17 protein-coding genes, 1 tRNA gene and 1 pseudogene are annotated in these 17,988 nt (G+C 33.2%); 14 read left to right on the plus strand and 5 right to left on the minus strand.

Annotated features, from left to right (window positions below):
* Positions 1 to 92: 92 nt before the first annotated feature.
* Positions 93 to 1,889 (minus strand): translation elongation factor 4, encoded by a 1,797-nt coding sequence (gene lepA, locus ACUN3A_RS08035; protein ID WP_445550780.1) that lies wholly within the window; start codon positions 1,887 to 1,889, stop codon positions 93 to 95.
* 463 nt (positions 1,890 to 2,352) lie between these two features.
* On the opposite strand from lepA, the gene dusB reads away from it, so the two are divergent.
* From dusB to ACUN3A_RS08050, 3 genes and pseudogenes are all read left to right on the plus strand, one after another.
* Positions 2,353 to 3,345: a tRNA dihydrouridine synthase DusB gene (gene dusB / locus ACUN3A_RS08040; RefSeq protein WP_445550781.1), complete on the plus strand. Its 993-nt coding sequence runs from the start codon at positions 2,353 to 2,355 to the stop codon at positions 3,343 to 3,345.
* Between the two features lie 63 nt (positions 3,346 to 3,408).
* Positions 3,409 to 3,642, plus strand: coding sequence for an addiction module protein (locus ACUN3A_RS08045; protein WP_445550782.1), 234 nt, complete (start codon positions 3,409 to 3,411; stop codon positions 3,640 to 3,642).
* A 63-nt stretch (positions 3,643 to 3,705) separates the two neighbouring features.
* Positions 3,706 to 3,933: pseudogene (locus ACUN3A_RS08050) on the plus strand (type II toxin-antitoxin system RelE/ParE family toxin); the annotation flags it as partial.
* A gap of 29 nt (positions 3,934 to 3,962) precedes the next feature.
* Here the strand turns inward: ACUN3A_RS08050 and ACUN3A_RS08055 are convergent.
* The 3 genes from ACUN3A_RS08055 to rbfA all read right to left on the minus strand — a co-directional run bounded on the left by ACUN3A_RS08055 (position 3,963) and on the right by rbfA (position 6,787).
* The gene (locus tag ACUN3A_RS08055) at positions 3,963 to 5,090 is read right to left on the minus strand and encodes a TlpA family protein disulfide reductase (RefSeq protein WP_445550783.1); all 1,128 of its coding nucleotides are present in this window, start codon (positions 5,088 to 5,090) and stop codon (positions 3,963 to 3,965) included.
* Between the two features lie 101 nt (positions 5,091 to 5,191).
* Positions 5,192 to 6,391, minus strand: a complete 1,200-nt coding sequence (locus ACUN3A_RS08060) for an ABC transporter permease (RefSeq protein ID WP_445550784.1) — start codon at positions 6,389 to 6,391, stop codon at positions 5,192 to 5,194.
* Between the two features lie 3 nt (positions 6,392 to 6,394).
* Positions 6,395 to 6,787, minus strand: coding sequence for a 30S ribosome-binding factor RbfA (gene rbfA, locus ACUN3A_RS08065; RefSeq protein ID WP_315198165.1), 393 nt, complete (start codon positions 6,785 to 6,787; stop codon positions 6,395 to 6,397).
* Positions 6,788 to 6,991: 204 nt separating this feature from the next.
* On the opposite strand from rbfA, the gene mce reads away from it, so the two are divergent.
* From mce to ACUN3A_RS08080, 3 genes are all read left to right on the plus strand, one after another.
* Positions 6,992 to 7,393 (plus strand): methylmalonyl-CoA epimerase, encoded by a 402-nt coding sequence (gene mce / locus ACUN3A_RS08070; RefSeq protein ID WP_445550785.1) that lies wholly within the window; start codon positions 6,992 to 6,994, stop codon positions 7,391 to 7,393.
* A gap of 127 nt (positions 7,394 to 7,520) precedes the next feature.
* Positions 7,521 to 7,594 (plus strand) — tRNA-Ile (locus ACUN3A_RS08075).
* Between the two features lie 357 nt (positions 7,595 to 7,951).
* A complete protein-coding gene (locus tag ACUN3A_RS08080) occupies positions 7,952 to 10,576 on the plus strand; it encodes a hypothetical protein (RefSeq protein ID WP_445550786.1) in 2,625 nt (874 codons plus the stop codon).
* 859 nt (positions 10,577 to 11,435) lie between these two features.
* On the opposite strand, the gene ACUN3A_RS08085 is transcribed toward ACUN3A_RS08080, so the two are convergent.
* Positions 11,436 to 12,020, minus strand: a complete 585-nt coding sequence (locus tag ACUN3A_RS08085; RefSeq protein WP_445550787.1) for a riboflavin synthase — start codon at positions 12,018 to 12,020, stop codon at positions 11,436 to 11,438.
* A 58-nt stretch (positions 12,021 to 12,078) separates the two neighbouring features.
* Here ACUN3A_RS08085 and pdxA point away from each other — a divergent pair, with 58 nt between their 5' ends.
* The 8 genes from pdxA (at position 12,079) to ACUN3A_RS08125 (ending at position 17,977) form a co-directional block, all read left to right on the plus strand.
* Positions 12,079 to 13,128, plus strand: coding sequence for a 4-hydroxythreonine-4-phosphate dehydrogenase PdxA (gene pdxA, locus ACUN3A_RS08090; RefSeq protein WP_445552820.1), 1,050 nt, complete (start codon positions 12,079 to 12,081; stop codon positions 13,126 to 13,128).
* An 84-nt stretch (positions 13,129 to 13,212) separates the two neighbouring features.
* On the plus strand, positions 13,213 to 13,755 hold the full coding sequence (locus ACUN3A_RS08095) for a YceD family protein (protein WP_445550788.1): 543 nt from the start codon (positions 13,213 to 13,215) through the stop codon (positions 13,753 to 13,755).
* Positions 13,756 to 13,764: 9 nt separating this feature from the next.
* Positions 13,765 to 13,962 (plus strand): 50S ribosomal protein L32, encoded by a 198-nt coding sequence (rpmF, locus tag ACUN3A_RS08100; protein WP_100432852.1) that lies wholly within the window; start codon positions 13,765 to 13,767, stop codon positions 13,960 to 13,962.
* 177 nt (positions 13,963 to 14,139) lie between these two features.
* Positions 14,140 to 15,138, plus strand: a complete 999-nt coding sequence (locus tag ACUN3A_RS08105) for a beta-ketoacyl-ACP synthase III (protein WP_445550789.1) — start codon at positions 14,140 to 14,142, stop codon at positions 15,136 to 15,138.
* A gap of 22 nt (positions 15,139 to 15,160) precedes the next feature.
* Positions 15,161 to 15,640, plus strand: coding sequence for an acetyl-CoA carboxylase biotin carboxyl carrier protein (gene accB, locus ACUN3A_RS08110; RefSeq protein ID WP_445550790.1), 480 nt, complete (start codon positions 15,161 to 15,163; stop codon positions 15,638 to 15,640).
* Positions 15,641 to 15,719: 79 nt separating this feature from the next.
* Positions 15,720 to 17,066: an acetyl-CoA carboxylase biotin carboxylase subunit gene (accC, locus tag ACUN3A_RS08115; RefSeq protein ID WP_445550791.1), complete on the plus strand. Its 1,347-nt coding sequence runs from the start codon at positions 15,720 to 15,722 to the stop codon at positions 17,064 to 17,066.
* A gap of 290 nt (positions 17,067 to 17,356) precedes the next feature.
* The gene (locus tag ACUN3A_RS08120) at positions 17,357 to 17,653 is read left to right on the plus strand and encodes a hypothetical protein (protein WP_445550792.1); all 297 of its coding nucleotides are present in this window, start codon (positions 17,357 to 17,359) and stop codon (positions 17,651 to 17,653) included.
* Between the two features lie 27 nt (positions 17,654 to 17,680).
* A complete protein-coding gene (locus ACUN3A_RS08125) occupies positions 17,681 to 17,977 on the plus strand; it encodes a PepSY-like domain-containing protein (RefSeq protein WP_445550793.1) in 297 nt (98 codons plus the stop codon).
* Positions 17,978 to 17,988: the final 11 nt, after the last annotated feature.

A 17,988-nucleotide genomic window follows, 5' to 3' on the forward strand; every position in this document is an offset into this window, starting at 1 on the left:
CAAGTTGCAGCAAACAAAAAAACCTGACAATTTTTACATCATCAGGTTTCCTCTATATTCATTACTCTTTCTTCTATTCTCTAGAAAAAAATCTAGTCGTTCAATTTCAAAACAGCCATAAACGCTTCTTGTGGAATTTCAACATTTCCAACCAGTCTCATACGTTTTTTACCTTTTTTCTGTTTTTCAAGTAATTTACGTTTACGAGAAATATCTCCCCCATAACATTTGGCAGTAACGTCTTTACGCAAAGCTTTTATCGTTTCACGCGCAATGATTTTGGCACCAATTGCAGCCTGAATCGGAATATCAAATTGTTGTCTTGGAATCAATTCACGTAATTTCTCACACATTTTTTTACCAATGTTGTAAGCATTACTTTCGTGAATTAAGGCCGAAAGTGCATCTACAGATTGTGCATTTAAAAGAACATCTAGTCTCACTAATTTTGAAGTACGCATTCCAATTGGCGAGTAATCAAAAGAAGCATAGCCTTTAGAAACTGTTTTCAAACGATCATAAAAATCAAATACAATTTCGGCCAATGGCATGTCAAAGTTTAACTCAACACGCTCAGTAGTCAAATACGTTTGATTCGTAATAACTCCACGTTTTTCGATACACAAACTCATTACATTCCCAACAAAATCAGCTTTGGTAATGATAGTAGCTTTGATGTAAGGTTCTTCTACTCGATCCAATTTAGAAGGTTCTGGTAAATCAGATGGATTGTTTACTACAAAGGCAGTTTCCGGATCTTTTTTTGTGTAAGCCAAATACGAAACGTTAGGAACTGTAGTAATAACAGTCATATCAAACTCACGCTCCAAACGCTCTTGAACAATTTCCATGTGCAACATTCCTAAGAATCCACAACGGAAACCAAAACCTAAAGCAGCTGAACTCTCTGGTAAAAATACAAGTGAAGCATCGTTCAATTGCAATTTTTCCATCGAAGCACGCAAATCCTCATAATCTTCTGTGTCTACAGGGTAAATACCGGCAAAAACCATTGGCTTTACATCCTCAAAACCAGTAATCATATTAACAGTTGGCACCTTAGCATCCGTCAAGGTATCCCCAACTTTTACTTCTTTGGCTTCTTTAATCCCCGAAATCAAATAACCAACATCTCCTGTCGAAATTACACTTTTCGGAACTTGGTTTAGTTTCAAAGTTCCTACTTCATCAGCAAAATATTCATTGCCCGTAGCCATGAATTTAATTTTTTGCCCTTTTTTGATTTCACCATTAACAACTCTAAAAATAACCTCAATTCCTCTAAAAGGATTGTAATGTGAATCAAAAATCAAAGCCTGAAGTGGCTCGTCTTTATTTCCTTTTGGTGCAGGAATTTTTTCAATAATTGCTGCCAAAATATTTTCAACACCAAAACCAGTTTTTCCCGAAGCATGAATAATATCTTCCAATTTACATCCCAGTAAATCAATAATATCGTCACTAACTTCCTCAGGATTGGCACTTGGTAAATCTACTTTATTCAAAACTGGAATAATTTCCAAGTCATTCTCTAATGCCAAATATAAATTAGAAATCGTCTGAGCCTGAATACTCTGAGCCGCATCTACAATCAAAAGTGCTCCTTCACAAGCCGCAATCGAACGAGAAACTTCATACGAAAAATCCACGTGTCCCGGAGTATCAATCAAGTTTAGGACATATTCCTCACCCTTGTAAGTGTATTCCATTTGTATCGCGTGACTCTTAATTGTAATCCCACGTTCACGCTCCAAGTCCATATTATCCAGCAATTGCGCCTTTTCTTCACGAGCCGTAACCGTCTGAGTTGCCCCAAGTAAACGGTCAGCCAATGTACTTTTCCCGTGATCAATATGTGCAATAATGCAAAAATTTCTAATATGTTTCATTTTCTCTAAATATCAATATTATATGTCATAATAAGCCAAATCATTTGGGCGTGACCACAAGGGTCGGGCTATTCGCTACAAGTCCTCGTCCCGAAAAAGTCGGGACTGTGGGCTTTCCACTGCTATCCCTCACGCAAACTCGTCATTACGACAATTAATCTGCAAATATACGCTAAATTCAATAGTTTCAAAGCGTAGCAACTACAAACTCAGGACAAACATTTTATTTCAGTAGGCTACTTGTCAAGTCATTGCAACTATTTTACACATTTCCCGAAGTTAAATCTATGTTTATCTGTTCAATCCGTATCATTTGTGAATCATTTTTTAGTTCTATATCATTCACTACAAATCAAATACATACTTCGTAATTTACTGACTAAAGGCTTTATAATTAAGGTCTTTCGATATCTTCTTTTGTCTTTCCGCTTAAAAAACGTAATTTTGCAAAAAATTCAGGAAGATGATCAAGATTGGCAACATAGAATTACCAGATTTCCCATTATTACTAGCACCTATGGAGGATGTGAGCGATCCGCCATTCCGTAGATTGTGTAAAATGCATGGAGCTGATATGATGTACTCTGAATTCATTTCTTCCGAAGGATTAATTCGTGACGCCATCAAAAGCCGAATGAAATTAGACATTTTCGATTACGAACGTCCAGTCGGAATCCAGATTTTTGGAGGTGATGAAGAAGCAATGGCACTTTCCTCAAAAATCGTTTCTACCGTAAACCCAGATTTAATAGATATCAATTTTGGTTGTCCCGTTAAGAAAGTAGTTTGCAAAGGGGCAGGCGCCGGAGTTTTAAAAGATGTCGATTTAATGATTCGTTTAACTCAAGCTGTTATTGACAGTACTCATTTGCCCGTAACAGTAAAAACGCGTTTGGGTTGGGATGACAATTCTATAAATATAGACGAAGTTGCCGAACGTTTGCAAGATATTGGTGTTGCTGCTTTGAGCATTCACGCCAGAACACGTGCCCAAATGTACAAAGGCCACTCTGATTGGTCTCACATTGCCCGCGTCAAAAACAACCCAAGAATCACCATGCCTATTTTTGGGAACGGTGATATCGATTCACCCGAAAAAGCATTGCATTATAAAAACGAATATGGTATCGATGGAATAATGATTGGTCGTGCTGCTATTGGTTACCCTTGGATTTTTAACGAAATCAAACATTTCTTTAATACAGGAGAGCATTTAGCAAAACCTACCGTTGCCGATAGAGTCGAAGCAGTTCGTAACCACCTTACTTGGGCTATGGAATGGAAAGGAGAACGTTTAGGAATTGTTGAAACTCGTCCTCATTATACCAATTATTTCAAAGGAATTCATTCGTTTAAAACTTTCAAACAAAAATTAGTAACCCTAGATCGTCCCGAAGAATTATTTGCAGTGCTGAATGAAATCGAAGAAGCTTATGCGGGTTATGAGGTTGTTTAAAACTTAAAGAATCCAAGTTATTGTTTTCTAATTTTCAGTATATTTGTGTAAACAGTTTTTATCATGAGTGTTCAGACCGAAAAATCTTTTTTGATTGATTTACTTCAAAACATCAATGACGCTTCTATCATTCAGAAAGTGAAGGATTTTGTGTTGCACGAAATTGAACCTATTTCTTTATCTGAAAATCAAAAAAAGGAATTGGACAAACGATTAGCAGAACATCAGGAAAACCCTAAATCTGGAATAAATGCATTTGACTTTTTAGATTCTTTAAAATCTAAATATGAGTTATAACAAACTCACTTTAAAAACAAATGTAGCGATTGAAATCGAAAATATAATTTCTATTATGCATCAAAGGACATTACTCTAGCTAGACGAATAGAAAAAGAAATCCGATTAGCCTTTAATACTATTGCAAAAAATCCCGAAAGTTTCCAATGTCGCTATTTTAAAATCAGAATATTTTGGTTGAATAAATTTCCTTATGGACTTTATTATATCTGGGAAAATGATGAAGTTGCTATCTTGGCTTTTTGGCATTCAAAAGAAGACATTCCTAACAAACTGCCTCAGATTTTATAATCGATATTTAAAAAAATCAAAAATTAGGATTATTGTTCTAAATATTTATCTATTTCAGAGGTCATTTTTTCTACAATATCAGTTTTATAACCTATCTCATAAAATTGAATGACTCCTTTTTTATCTACAATTATATTTGTGGGATATATAACATTAAACTTATTAGCAATTGAATTCCCTCCTGGAATAATATCATAATCAAAAGGATATTTTTTTAGGAATGGAGTTAATTCATTTTCTGAATTCAGCGCAATGGCAACAAAGTGAACGTTTTTACCTTTGTATTTTTTTTTCAATTGATTTAATTTTAGAATTTCAGTGTCATATGATTCACTTGCAATCCAAAAATTATAAACAATGACATCTCCAAGCATATTTTCAGTATCAATTTTTTCTTTTTTGGTATTAAAATCTTGGAATACAACAGCTTTTTTTCCAATATCTTTCGTGCGTATTTCATTAGCTGTTGTAGAAGTATTTAATAAACTTGGGAGCACTTCTCCTATTTTTATATCGAAATCGCTCAGAGAGTAAAAAGATTTTGGCAAATCGTCGTAAACTACTTTTTTGACCTTAACGGTATAATGCCCTAAAGTCTTGCTGTAACCAGGATACTCTATAAGAAATCCATCTAATTTAAATTTATCGCAGTATTTCAAACCTATTTTTTTGGTGTAGTAAATATCTTTAGGAACTTTATTAATCATAACCTTTGCTTTTTCACACGGAAAGTCAAAAATTATTTTTGGCTCAATATTTAGTATAGGCTCAACGATAACAGGTGAGTCTTTAAAATCATATTGAATTGCTTTTTTATTGTTTCCTGAAGTCGAACACAAATACACTTTCAAAATATTGTAATTCAAAAGCCAAAAATTTTTTTCTGCTTTCAGATCATAGCCAAACCTATGTTCTATCAAATTATCTTTATTAAATGTGACTGTAATTTCACTTAAATATTCAGATGATTGTTTTTCCTCCAAAGACAATTCTTTATCATAAATTACTTCATACGAAATTGTAACATCTCCTTTAATATTGTTTGCTTCAGCTGTTTTCCATTGCGAAAAACAATTGCTAGCAATCAATACTAAGATTGAAGTTAGAATGTAGCTTTTGGATAATTTTAGAATAAAGGAATAATCTTGATTTTTCATTAAATAAGATTTGTAATTATTATTTTGTGATAAAAATAATAATTATCCTTAATGATTAGTAAGATTTATTTTAAAAAATATAAAACACTTAGATTTAAATCTTAATCCAACAGCTTTTTAGTCACTCTACTACTAGCAATCAGCGAAGCAATAAAGCCAAGTGTGACAATAGTTGCCATAACGATTAAAACATTTTCAAAATTAAAAATCACAGGATAAGCCAGTGTAGGCGTTATCATTATATACTGAAACTGTTGCTGTAACAATACAATTACAACACCCAATAATAATCCAATAATCCCTCCAAAAACACTCAACAAAGTACCTTGAAGCAGAAATATATTACGCAAATCGTTAATGTCAGTTCCAAGATTAAAAAGGGTTTTTAGGTTGCCTTTTTTATCCAAAATCATCATGATAAGCGCACCAATCAAGTTAAAAAGTGCCACAATAATTACCAAAGTAAATATCAAATACACCGCTATATTTTCGGTATTAAGCATTTTATACAAAGACTCATTTAATTGTTCCTTATTTTTTACGGTAATTTTATTATTGAAAATCGATTGGAGTTTATTGATTATAAAATGCTCATCTGCACCTTTCTTTAGTCTCATTTCAATACTAGAAATCTGATTGGTTTTATATTCTAATAATTCTTGAGCCAAACCCAAATCAGCAAAAACATATTTAGAATCCAAATCTTCGCTAATTGCATATATACCAACAGGAAAAACTTCCTCCGAATTAAATGCCTGGTCAGGTCTTTCAATCGCTCCCTTACCTGGTTTTGGAACAAACACTTCAAAAGCATTTTTGTAATCTAACAAACCCATTGAAAACTTTTCAGCAGTACCCCACCCCACCACAACTTGATAAGTATTAGGCTTTAACCATTCTCCCTTGAAAATTTTTCTATTAAAATTACTAACGGTGTTAAAGGTAGAATCAACACCTTTTAGATAAGTAACTTCTTGTTTTCCATTAAAAGTAAACAACACTCGTTCCTCAACAACTTTAGTGTAAGTTGCCACTCCTTCAATATTCGCAATCTCTTTCTCTTGTTTAGGTGTAACAAAAAAAGATTTACCAAGCGTACTACTTACTTTAAAATCGGGATCAATATCACTTGTAAATGAAAGACTAAAATCCTTCAGACCCGAAAAAACCGAGAGCACAACAAACAATGCCATTGCTCCCACAATAACCCCCATACTCGCGATACGATTAATAATATTGATAGCATTATTAGAACTTTTGCTAAAAATATATCGCTTGGCTATGTAAAGTGGAAAATTCAAATTTTATTGAAATCTGCGTTTGTCCAACAAATCTCTATTCTCGATTGGATTTTCTTGGTTTTTCAAAGCATTATCAATCTTCTCGATATAATCCAATGAATCATCAATAAAGAAAACCAGATTAGGTACTTTACGCAATTGTAAACGCACTCTTTGCGATAAATCATGCTTAATCAAACTCGAATTAGCCTTAATCCCTACTAAAGTTTCCGCTGCTTTTTCTTGAGGAAAAACACTTAAATGCACCGTAGCCACAGACAAATCTGTAGTCACCACAACCTTGGATACTGAAATTATCAAATTAGTAATTCCATTTTTTCTCACTTCACCTTGCAAAATATCAACCAAATCTTTTTGGATAACTCCGCCTATTTTTTTCTGTCTATTTGTTTCCATGGTGCAAAAATACTATTTTTTTGAGAGACCACCTTACAAAGTCATAAACTCCTAAAGTTTTTTATATTTGTTTTATGATTTAAGGAGCAAAACATTAGACTTTCAATTCTTCTCGCAAAGGCGCAAAGACGCAAAATCCATAACCGATTTCTTTGCGTCCTTGCGCCTTTGCGAGAGCCCGATTTTTAAAGATAAACACAAATAATGAAAAAAATAGAACACATCGGCATCGCAGTAAATAATCTGGAAGAGTCCAATTTATTATTTTCAAAACTCTTTGGGGCTCCCGCATACAAACATGAAGAAGTAGCAAGCGAAGGCGTAAAAACATCCTTCTTTATGAACGGACCAAACAAAATCGAACTTCTAGAAGCTACTACACCAGAAAGTCCAATAGCCAAGTTTCTTGAAAAAAAAGGGGAAGGTATTCACCATATCGCTTTTGATGTAGAAGATATTCTTTCTGAAATTGAGCGTCTCAAATCCGAAGGTTTTACTGTTCTAAATGAAACACCAAAAAAAGGCGCCGATAATAAACTGGTCGTTTTTTTACATCCAAAAGATACGAATGGTGTATTAATTGAATTATGTCAAGAAATAAAATAAAAATTAGTCAATTCATAATCAGTCCTTTTTAAAACAAATTACGCTAGTTAGCCAAATTATTCAAAAATCTACCAAAAAAATACTTGTGGCAATAAAAAAATTGTAGTAATATTGCAAACTCTTAACCGGTCCTATAGCTCAGCTGGTTAGAGCACCTGACTCATAATCAGGTGGTCCCTGGTTCGAGCCCAGGTGGGACCACAGTTTACAAGCCTTTCAAGCAATTGAAAGGCTTTTTTTACGCAAAAAACTGGACAAAATAAAGCTTCTTATATAATTTAGAGATTTTCAGAAATAGTCATCCTGTCCACTTTTCAACTAAAAAATCACTACTCTTTTCACACTTATTTCACTATCAAAAATCATGTATAGATTTGAATACATAGCTTATAACAGTTAAATTATTAACCCCGAAAAGAAACAAATAAGTAAAAACAGTATTGCGAGACAAGAAAAGAGTCGTAATTTTGCACCTAAAATAACATGCGTTTTGCAACAAAAAGCACATGCATTTTTATAACCTACAAAATTTCTATACAAACATTACCCCATTGATATATGAAAACAAAAATATTTTTTAGTATAGTATTAGCACTTTTAGTACATAGTTTTGGGTTTGCTGCAATAATCACTTCAGCAAATTCAGGATTATGGTCAGATGGTACTACTTGGGTTGGCGGATCTGTTCCTTTAGCCACAGATGAAGTCATTATAGATTCTGGTCACACCATTGAAGTTATCATTGACACACAATGTGCAAAGATTACTTTAGATTCAAACATCGGCAAGCTTATTATCTATGCTCCAAGCACATTAAGTGTATCAGGAAATATTCTTGTGAGGTCATCAAATTCAAGTCTTAGACTGTTAACAATCGCAGGAGACGGAACTTTAATTTGTGCCTCTATAGATGTAGGAATTCCAACCACCACTCCTGGTAACACTAGACCTACAGGAATAATTTCCTACATTTCAAACTTAACTATTACCGCAGATTTAAATTTGTACAGTACTTATAGCTCACCAAATACAAACAACGCCTCCTTCAATTTTGAAAATGGTAGTATAACAGTAGGAGGCCAAATAAAAACAACAAATCAAGCTAATAGCGAATCAACATTCATAATGCCTTCCCTTACCACCGTTGGCGATGGCATAAGTATCCTTCCCAGTACTTCGTATAGCAAAACTTTAATTTTAACTAATGCGTCTCCATTTCTTTTATCAGCCACCCCGACATCTACCATGACTTTAAATGGTGATAATGCTACTGTAAAATACTCAGGAAACAACCAAGCAATTCATAATACCGAATATTACAATTTAAATTTAGCTACTTCAGGAACTAAAACATTTCCTGGCACAGCAATAAACATTAAAAATAAACTTTCTATAGACGCAAGTGTTACAGCCAATTTGAATACAACTATTGTTCATACAGCAAAATCAATGACCTTGGGAGGTATTTTACGAGAAAATGGAACTTGGGGATCTACTTTATCGGCTCCAGATTATACCAATAATACTTTCTTTGCTAGTACCACAGGAAAAGTTAAAGTTGGCGCTACTTGTTCTGGAACCCTTAAAACTTGGACAACCAGTTGGCTTCCATCAACACCGACAATCAATGATCCAATTGTTTTTAATGGAAATTATCCCGCAACGGCAGCAGATATTTCGGGTTGTTCTTGCACCATAAATTTAGGAGCTGTTGTTGTTATTAAAACAGGCCAAACAATGACTATTGCAAATGAAGTTAAAGTCACAAGCGGATCCTTAACCTTCGAAGACAAATCAAGTTTGGTACAAAACAATTATGTAGTAAATACCGGAAACATTACCTACATCAGAAAAACAAATATAAAACTGTACGATTATACTTTTTGGTCTTCACCTGTGTCAGGTGTGGCTATGAATGCTTTTTCCCCGAATACGATATCAGATGGGTTCCAAGATTATGATAATATCAAATGGTCTTTTGTTGGAGGTCCAACCATTATGATACCAGGTCTCGGAAACGCAATAATGGCACCTAAATCGTTTACTACTACTGCTGCTAATTTTGATGGTACTTTTACAGGTGTACCTAATAATGGTGATATTTCTGTTACACGAACAGGCGCATGGAAACTCATAGGAAATCCTTATCCATCAGCATTAGATACTAAAAAATTTCTTTCCGCAAATATAAATTTGTATGGCACTGTTTATTTTTGGAGACACATTACCCCTCCAGCTACCGGTTCTGTTCCTGGCGGAGCCTATCAATATAATTACACTCAATCTGATTATGCTCCATACAACATTACAGGAGGAGTTTCAGTAGACAATACCGTTACACCAATTGGAGATATAGATTATATCAGTGCGGGTCAAGCTTTTATGATAGCAGGCTGGACGAATGATCCAATTGTTTTCACAAATGACATGCGTGTTGGCGGATCTAATAATAGCACATTTTATAAAATGACTAAAAAAACTACGACTGAAAAAAACAGAGTATGGCTAAACCTAACCAATAATGAAGGCTTATTTAAGCAGATTTTAATTGGTTATGTTGATGGCGCAACTAATGATTTCGATCGTTTGTACGATGGAGTAAGCCTTAACTCCAACACTTATGCAAACTTCTACAGTAACTACAGCACCTCTAAATTAGTTATTCAAGGTCGTGCATTGCCTTTTTCAGACACTGACGAAGTTCCTTTAGGATATATGGTTAATCTAGCAAAAACACCAGCCGTTCAAAGTAAATTTACCATAAGCATAGACCACACCGATGGAAACTTAGACAATCAAACCATTTATCTACTTGACAAAGAAACCAATACCACTTATGATTTACGCACAGGAGGTTATAATTTTAATAGTTCTGACGGAACTTTTAATAATAGATTCGTTTTAAAATACACGAATAAAACACTAGGAGTAGATGATTTTGAAAACACTTCAAAAGAGTTAACTATCACCGTAAAAAACAAAGTAATTTCGATAAACGCAAAGTCAGAAACAATTGACAAAGTAGTTGTTTATGATCTTTCTGGAAAAACAATTTACAGCAAAGACAAAATCAACAATTCAGTTGCAGAGGTTTCAAATTTAAGAATTAACAATGAAGTGTTACTGGTTAAAATTATATTTAAAAACGGCGTAGAGCAAACTAGAAAAGTAATTTTAAATTAATAAGACTAATTTTTCAATGTTTTGTTTTTTCAAATGAGAACTAGTTTGTAAAGAACTTTTATTCAACTGCACTCAAACCTTTAAAAAATTATAACCTAAAAAACCTAATCATTAATCGGGATTAGCTAGAAGACAAATTTTAAAAAAGCTTAAAACAAATTTTAAGAAATTTTAGAATCATTACAATAACAGGAAAACATCTATAACTATTATGTTTTTTTTTAACAAATAAAATAAAATTTTAAAATTAAAAGATTTTCAGTTAACGAGTATTCATTAAATATTTTACATTTGCCACTAAAATTCACGGACCCCCAAATCCATAAAAACAAAAAATTACAAATGAAAAATAAACAATTTCATTTCTTAATAACTGTAGTATGTTTATTCTTAAACATGTTAGCTTATTCACAAGTTATCCCTCCACCAGATCCTGGACCACCTGATCCGCCACTTGGATTTAGTGTACCAATCAATGACAACCTAATCACAGTACTCATAATAGCACTTATTTTTGGCATCTATACCATTCATAAACACACTATGAAACAAAAAACTCCAATATAAAATTGGAGTTTTTTGTTTTATAACCTTTCTGTTATTTGTAATCAAAACTAATTCATAACCTCTGCCGATTGAATGCTAACGAAATTTACTATTATACCAATTAGAAGATAAGCCTACTTATTTTGTCAAATCGAGCGCAGTCGAGATTCAATAATGGTTCTCGACTGCGCTCGAACCGACAATAAGACTATTTTTATATTTCTAAATGGCATTATATCCAAACTAAAAATTTGAATTATGAAAAATCATTAAGAGATAAAGCATTTTACTGAATTTTAAACACTAACAAATATTACTTATTATACAACCTCGAAACATATTTTCCAATCACATCAAATTCAAGATTTATTAACGAACCTACTGCAAAGCTTTTAAAATTAGTGTTTTCAAAAGTATACGGAATAATAGATACTCCGAATTGATTGGTTTTAGAATTCACTACTGTCAAACTTACACCATTCACAGTAATTGAACCTTTTTCAATAGTAATATTACTAAAGATTGAGTCGTATTCAAAAGTAAAATTCCAGCTTCCGTTGGCTTCTTCTATTCCAATACATTTTCCAGTTTGATCCACATGACCTTGTACAATATGTCCATCTAATCGATCGCCTAATTTCATCGCTCTTTCTAAGTTAACAATATCACCTTCTTGCCAAGAGCCAATATTTGTTTTAAGAATAGTTTCGGCAATAGCTGTAACCGTATATAAAGAGTCTTTTATAGCAACAACCGTTAAACATATTCCGTTATGAGCAACACTTTGATCGATTTTAAGTTCAGAACTAATACTTGAATCGACTGTTATATGAAGGTTGTCACGTTCTTTTTGAATCTCATGTATTCTACCAAGGGTTTCTATGATTCCTGTAAACATTTCTTATTTTATTTTACTAAATTTGCACTTCAAAATTAGCAATAAATAACTAGAGAACATTATGAAAAAAGCAGAAAATATAATCGTCGGAATTTCAATAGGAGATTTAAACGGTATTGGAAGCGAAGTAATTCTAAAAACATTCGAAGATCCTCGTATGTTAGAATTATGTACTCCCGTTATTTTTGCCAATGTAAAAATATTATCATTCATCAGAAAAAATTTTGAATCCGTAATTCCTTTACACGGCATAGATAAACTAGACCAAATTGTAATTGGCAAGGTCAATGTTTTCAATCTTTGGAGAGAAGGAATTGATTTAAACCTTGGAACCAATGATGAAAAAATAGGAGAATATGCAATCAAATCGTTTGTTGCCGCTACCAAAGCATTAAAAGATGGCGAAATAGACGTATTAGTTACCGCACCTATAAATAAATACAATATTCAATCTGAAGATTTTAAATTCCCAGGACATACCGATTATTTAAATCAGGAATTAGAAGGAGATGCTTTAATGCTAATGGTTCAAGACAACCTAAGAGTAGGTTTACTAACAGATCATATTCCAATTAACGAAGTAGCTTCTCATTTGACTGAAGAATTAATTATCAAAAAAATCCAAACTATCAATCAAACCTTAATACAGGATTTTAGCATCAATAAACCTAAAATTGCGGTACTTGGTCTTAATCCTCATTGTGGCGATGGAGGTGTTATAGGAAATGAAGATGACACTATATTAAAACCAACATTGAAAAAAATATTTGAAAAAGGAACTCTAGTATTTGGTCCTTTTGCAGCAGATGGCTTCTTCGGAAGCAATCAATATGAAAAATACGATGCCATTATAGCTACTTATCATGACCAAGGCTTGATTCCTTTCAAAACACTATCTTTTGGTAATGGCGTAAATTATACAGCTGGACTTAATAAAATAAGAACTTCCCCTGATCATGGAACTGCTTATGATATTGCTGGAAAAAATAAAGCCGACTATAATTCTTTCAAAGAGGCCGTTTATCTTGCTATAGACATCTATAATGCAAGAAATCAATATGCTGAAATCAGCGAAAAGCCCCTAAAAACAAAAGAAAAACAGTTATAAACAAAAAAAGGTGAATAACATTATTAGATTTACATTTATTTTATATCTTTGCACTCCCGAAGTTTAGGGCAAATTGTTGTTGAAATGAGCAAGACAAAAGAATATACAATTCCTTTCGTAGGATTGAAGCTAGGGAAACATAAATTTGAGTATCAAATAAGTAATGCGTTCTTTGAAATCTTTGATTATAATGAATTTCAAAATTCAGACATCAAAGTGAATGTAGTTTTAGACAAGCAAAGCAACTTGTTAGAGCTAAACTTCAAACACCAAGGAACTATCAATGTCCCTTGTGACATGACAGGAGAAGATTTTGATTTACCTATAAAAGGAAAATTAAAACTAATTGTTCGATTTGGAGAGACTTTTAACAATGATAACGAAGAGTTGCTAATACTCCCTTTTGGAGAATTTGAAATAGATATCGCTCAATATATTTATGAGATGATTATCCTTTCAATTCCACAAAGAAGAGTACATCCTGGAGTAAAGGATGGTAGTTTAAACACTGAAGCTTTGACAAAACTGAAAGAATTGACAATTAAAGAGCAAAAAAAAGAAAAAAAAGAAGAAGAAAATATAGACCCACGTTGGGACAAATTAAAGCAACTATTAACGGATAAATAATATAGTAAAATGGCACATCCTAAGAGAAAAATCTCGAAAACTAGAAGAGACAAAAGAAGAACACATTACAAAGCTACTGTAGCTCAAATCGCTACATGTCCTATTACTGGAGAAGCACATTTATACCACAGAGCTTACTGGCATGAAGGAAAAATGTACTACAGAGGACAAGTTGTTATCGATAAATCTGTCGTAGCTCTTGCTTAATACGTTTTTGTAAACAATATTAGAACTCTCACTTGTGAGAGTTTTTTTTGTTGTTCATAATTTACCTCCCCAAATAAGAAAAACTTAACATAATTAGTTTGGTTTTTTTATTGTAATTTTAGAGACTTTTAAAAATTTTGCAAATGGCAACATTTGACAATAAATAATCGCGTATAAATGAGTACAATTACAGCCGCAATTACCGCTGTTGGTGGTTATGTTCCTGACTTTGTTCTTTCTAACAAAGTGTTAGAAACAATGGTCGACACAAATGATGAATGGATAACCTCACGCACGGGAATCAAAGAAAGAAGAATATTAAAAGATGCTGATAAAGGAACTTCTTTTCTTGCTATAAAAGCTGCACAAGATTTAATTGCTAAATCAAACATTGACCCTCTTGAAATAGATCTAGTTTTAATGGCTACTGCAACAGCAGATATGCCAGTTGCTGCAACAGGAGCGCACGTAGCCTCTTCAATAGGTGCTACCAATGCATTCGCATACGATTTACAAGCTGCATGTTCCAGTTTTCTTTATGGAATGTCAACTGCAGCTGCATACATCCAATCTGGAAGATACAAAAAAGTTTTATTAATAGGTGCCGATAAAATGTCATCTATAGTCGATTATAAAGACAGATCTACTTGTATTATTTTTGGTGATGGAGCTGGAGCAGTATTGTTTGAGCCTAACTATGAAGGTTATGGTTTGCAAGATGAATACTTGAGAAGTGATAGCGTAGGTCGTGATTTCTTGAAAATACCTGCAGGTGGATCTCTTCAACCAACAACTATCGAAACAGTAAATGACAATAAACACAATATCATTCAGGATGGTAAAACTGTTTTCAAATATGCTGTTACGAATATGGCCGATGCCAGCGCATTAATCTTAAAGAGAAACAATTTAACCAACGAAGATGTAAATTGGCTAGTTCCTCATCAGGCTAACAAACGTATTATTGACGCTACAGCTCATAGAATGAACTTAGAAGATGAAAAAGTATTGATGAATATTGAAAAATATGGCAATACTACATCAGCAACATTACCTTTAGTATTGTACGATTTTGAACACCTTTTCAAAAAAGGAGATACTATCATTTTTGCTGCTTTTGGTGGTGGTTTTACTTGGGGATCTATTTACCTAACTTGGGCTTACGATAAAAAATAAATTAAAACTAAAAAGAAATATTATGGATTTAAAAGAAATTCAAAATCTAATCAAATTTGTAGCAAATTCAGGCGTTGCAGAAGTAAAATTAGAAATGGATGATGTTAAAATCACCATTAGAACTACTTTAGAAGGAAACGTTAGCGAAGCAACTTATGTGCAACAGTTACCTGTTCAAACTGCAATTCCTCAAGCCGTAGCTCCACAACAAATTGCTCCAGTAGCTGCAACTCCAGTAGCTGAACCTGTTGAAACAAACAATTACATTACCATAAAATCACCAATCATTGGAACTTTTTATAGAAAACCTTCTCCAGACAAACCTATGTTTGTTGAAGTTGGTAAATCTATTGCAAAAGGAGATGTTCTTTGTGTAATTGAAGCGATGAAATTATTCAATGAAATTGAATCAGAAGTATCTGGTAAAATCGTTAAAATATTGGTAGACGATATGTCTCCAGTAGAATTTGACCAACCTTTATTCTTAGTAGATCCATCATAATTTTAGATTGCAGATATTAGATTGCAAATTTGATTTAAAACTAATTATCTGATTGTCTAATTATTCTAATTGAAAAAAAATGTTTAAAAAAATACTAATTGCAAATAGAGGAGAGATAGCACTTCGTGTTATCCGAACTTGTAAAGAAATGGGTATAAAAACAGTAGCTGTTTATTCTACTGCCGATGCCGAAAGTTTACACGTAAAATTTGCAGATGAAGCTGTTTGTATTGGACCTCCACCAAGTAACTTATCTTATTTGAAGATGTCAAATATTATTGCTGCTGCAGAAATTACAAATGCAGATGCAATTCATCCAGGTTACGGATTTCTATCTGAAAATTCAAAGTTTTCGAAAATTTGTCAAGAACATAACATCAAATTCATAGGTGCTTCTCCTGAAATGATTGACAGGATGGGAGATAAAGCTTCTGCAAAAGCGACTATGATTGAAGCTGGAGTTCCTTGTGTACCAGGTTCAGTTGGAATTTTAGAATCTTTCGAACAAGCTGCTGAGTTAGCTAATTCATTTGGATATCCAGTTATGCTAAAAGCAACTGCTGGTGGTGGTGGAAAAGGAATGAGAGCTGTTTGGGCTCCAGAAGATTTATTAAAAGCTTGGGAAGGTGCTCGTCAAGAATCGGCAGCAGCTTTTGGAAATGACGGAATGTATCTTGAAAAATTAATTGAAGAACCACGTCATATCGAAATTCAAGTTGTTGGTGATGCTTACGGTAAAGCTTGCCACCTTTCTGAAAGAGATTGTTCTGTGCAACGTCGTCACCAAAAATTGACTGAAGAAACTCCTTCTCCATTCATGACAGACGAATTACGTGCTAAAATGGGAGAAGCAGCTGTAAAAGCGGCTGAATATATAAAATACGAAGGTGCTGGAACTGTTGAATTTTTAGTTGACAAACACAGAAACTTCTACTTCATGGAAATGAATACTCGTATCCAAGTAGAACACCCTATTACTGAACAAGTAGTAGATTATGACTTAATTCGTGAGCAAATCTTAGTAGCTGCTGGTGTGCCTATTTCTGGTAAAAATTATTTACCTCAATTACACGCTATTGAATGTCGTATCAATGCTGAAGATCCGTTTAACGAATTTAGACCATCTCCAGGAAAAATTACAACATTACACATGCCAGGTGGTCACGGAGTACGTTTAGACACTCACGTGTATTCAGGTTATACTATTCCACCAAATTACGATTCAATGATTGCTAAATTAATTACTACAGCACAAACTCGTGAAGAAGCTATTAGTAAAATGAGAAGAGCATTAGACGAATTCGTAATTGAAGGAATCAAAACAACCATTCCTTTCCATAGACAATTGATGGATGATCCTAAATATATTGAAGGAGATTACACCACTGCTTTTATGGATACTTTCAAAATGAATGATCCAGAATAATTTTAAAGGCTGTCAATATTGACAGCCTTTTTATATATCTAACCCGACAGCTTATTAAAACTGTCGGGTTTTTTGTTTCATTTTTTTAAAGTAAACAGTTTTTGTGTATACATTTTACACACCCGAACAGTAAATTACACACTTTTTCGTTTTTTAAATTTTAGCATGATTCAAACAAACCCTTTAAATATAAGCTGTTACATAGTTTTGAATACTTCTTTTCTGTTATGGCACAATTATTTCATTATCTAAAGCGTAAACAATTATTAAATAATTAAAATAAACACATTATGAAAAATTTATTTTTATCAGCCGCAATCGTTTTGGGAGGTTTAACTTCATTCGCTTCAACTTCTCCAATTTCAAGTACTATCGTTAAAACAATTTCTATTGCAGATGAATATACTGAAATAAAATTAGAGGAAGTTCCAACAGCAATAACTGATGCTCTTAAAAAAGCATATCCTGATGGGGTACTTTCTAAAGCGTACAAAAACGAAAAATCAGAATATAAATTGGATGTTACTGTAGGTGACAAAGTAGGTTCACTATATGCAAAAGCAGATGGAACTTGGATTAAAAAATAAAAAAACAACAATTACAAAACTATCACTATGAAAAAGTTAATCTTATCAGCAGCTATTCTTTTAGGCGCTATGTCAACTCAAGCTGCTACTACTGCAAACACATCCTCAATTATACAATCAGTAAACATTCAAGAAGTATTTACTGAAGTAACTGCAGATGCAATTCCAGCAGCAGTAAAATCAACTATTGAAAAATCTTTTCCAGGTACAAAATTAGAAAAAGCGTACAAAAACGAAAAAAATGAGTACAAGCTGGAAATCGCAAATGGTGATAAAAAGTATACTGTATATACTGATGCTTCAGGAAACGTCATTAAAAAATAAAAAAACAAATT

The organism is Flavobacterium sp. WC2509 (assembly GCF_052683105.1).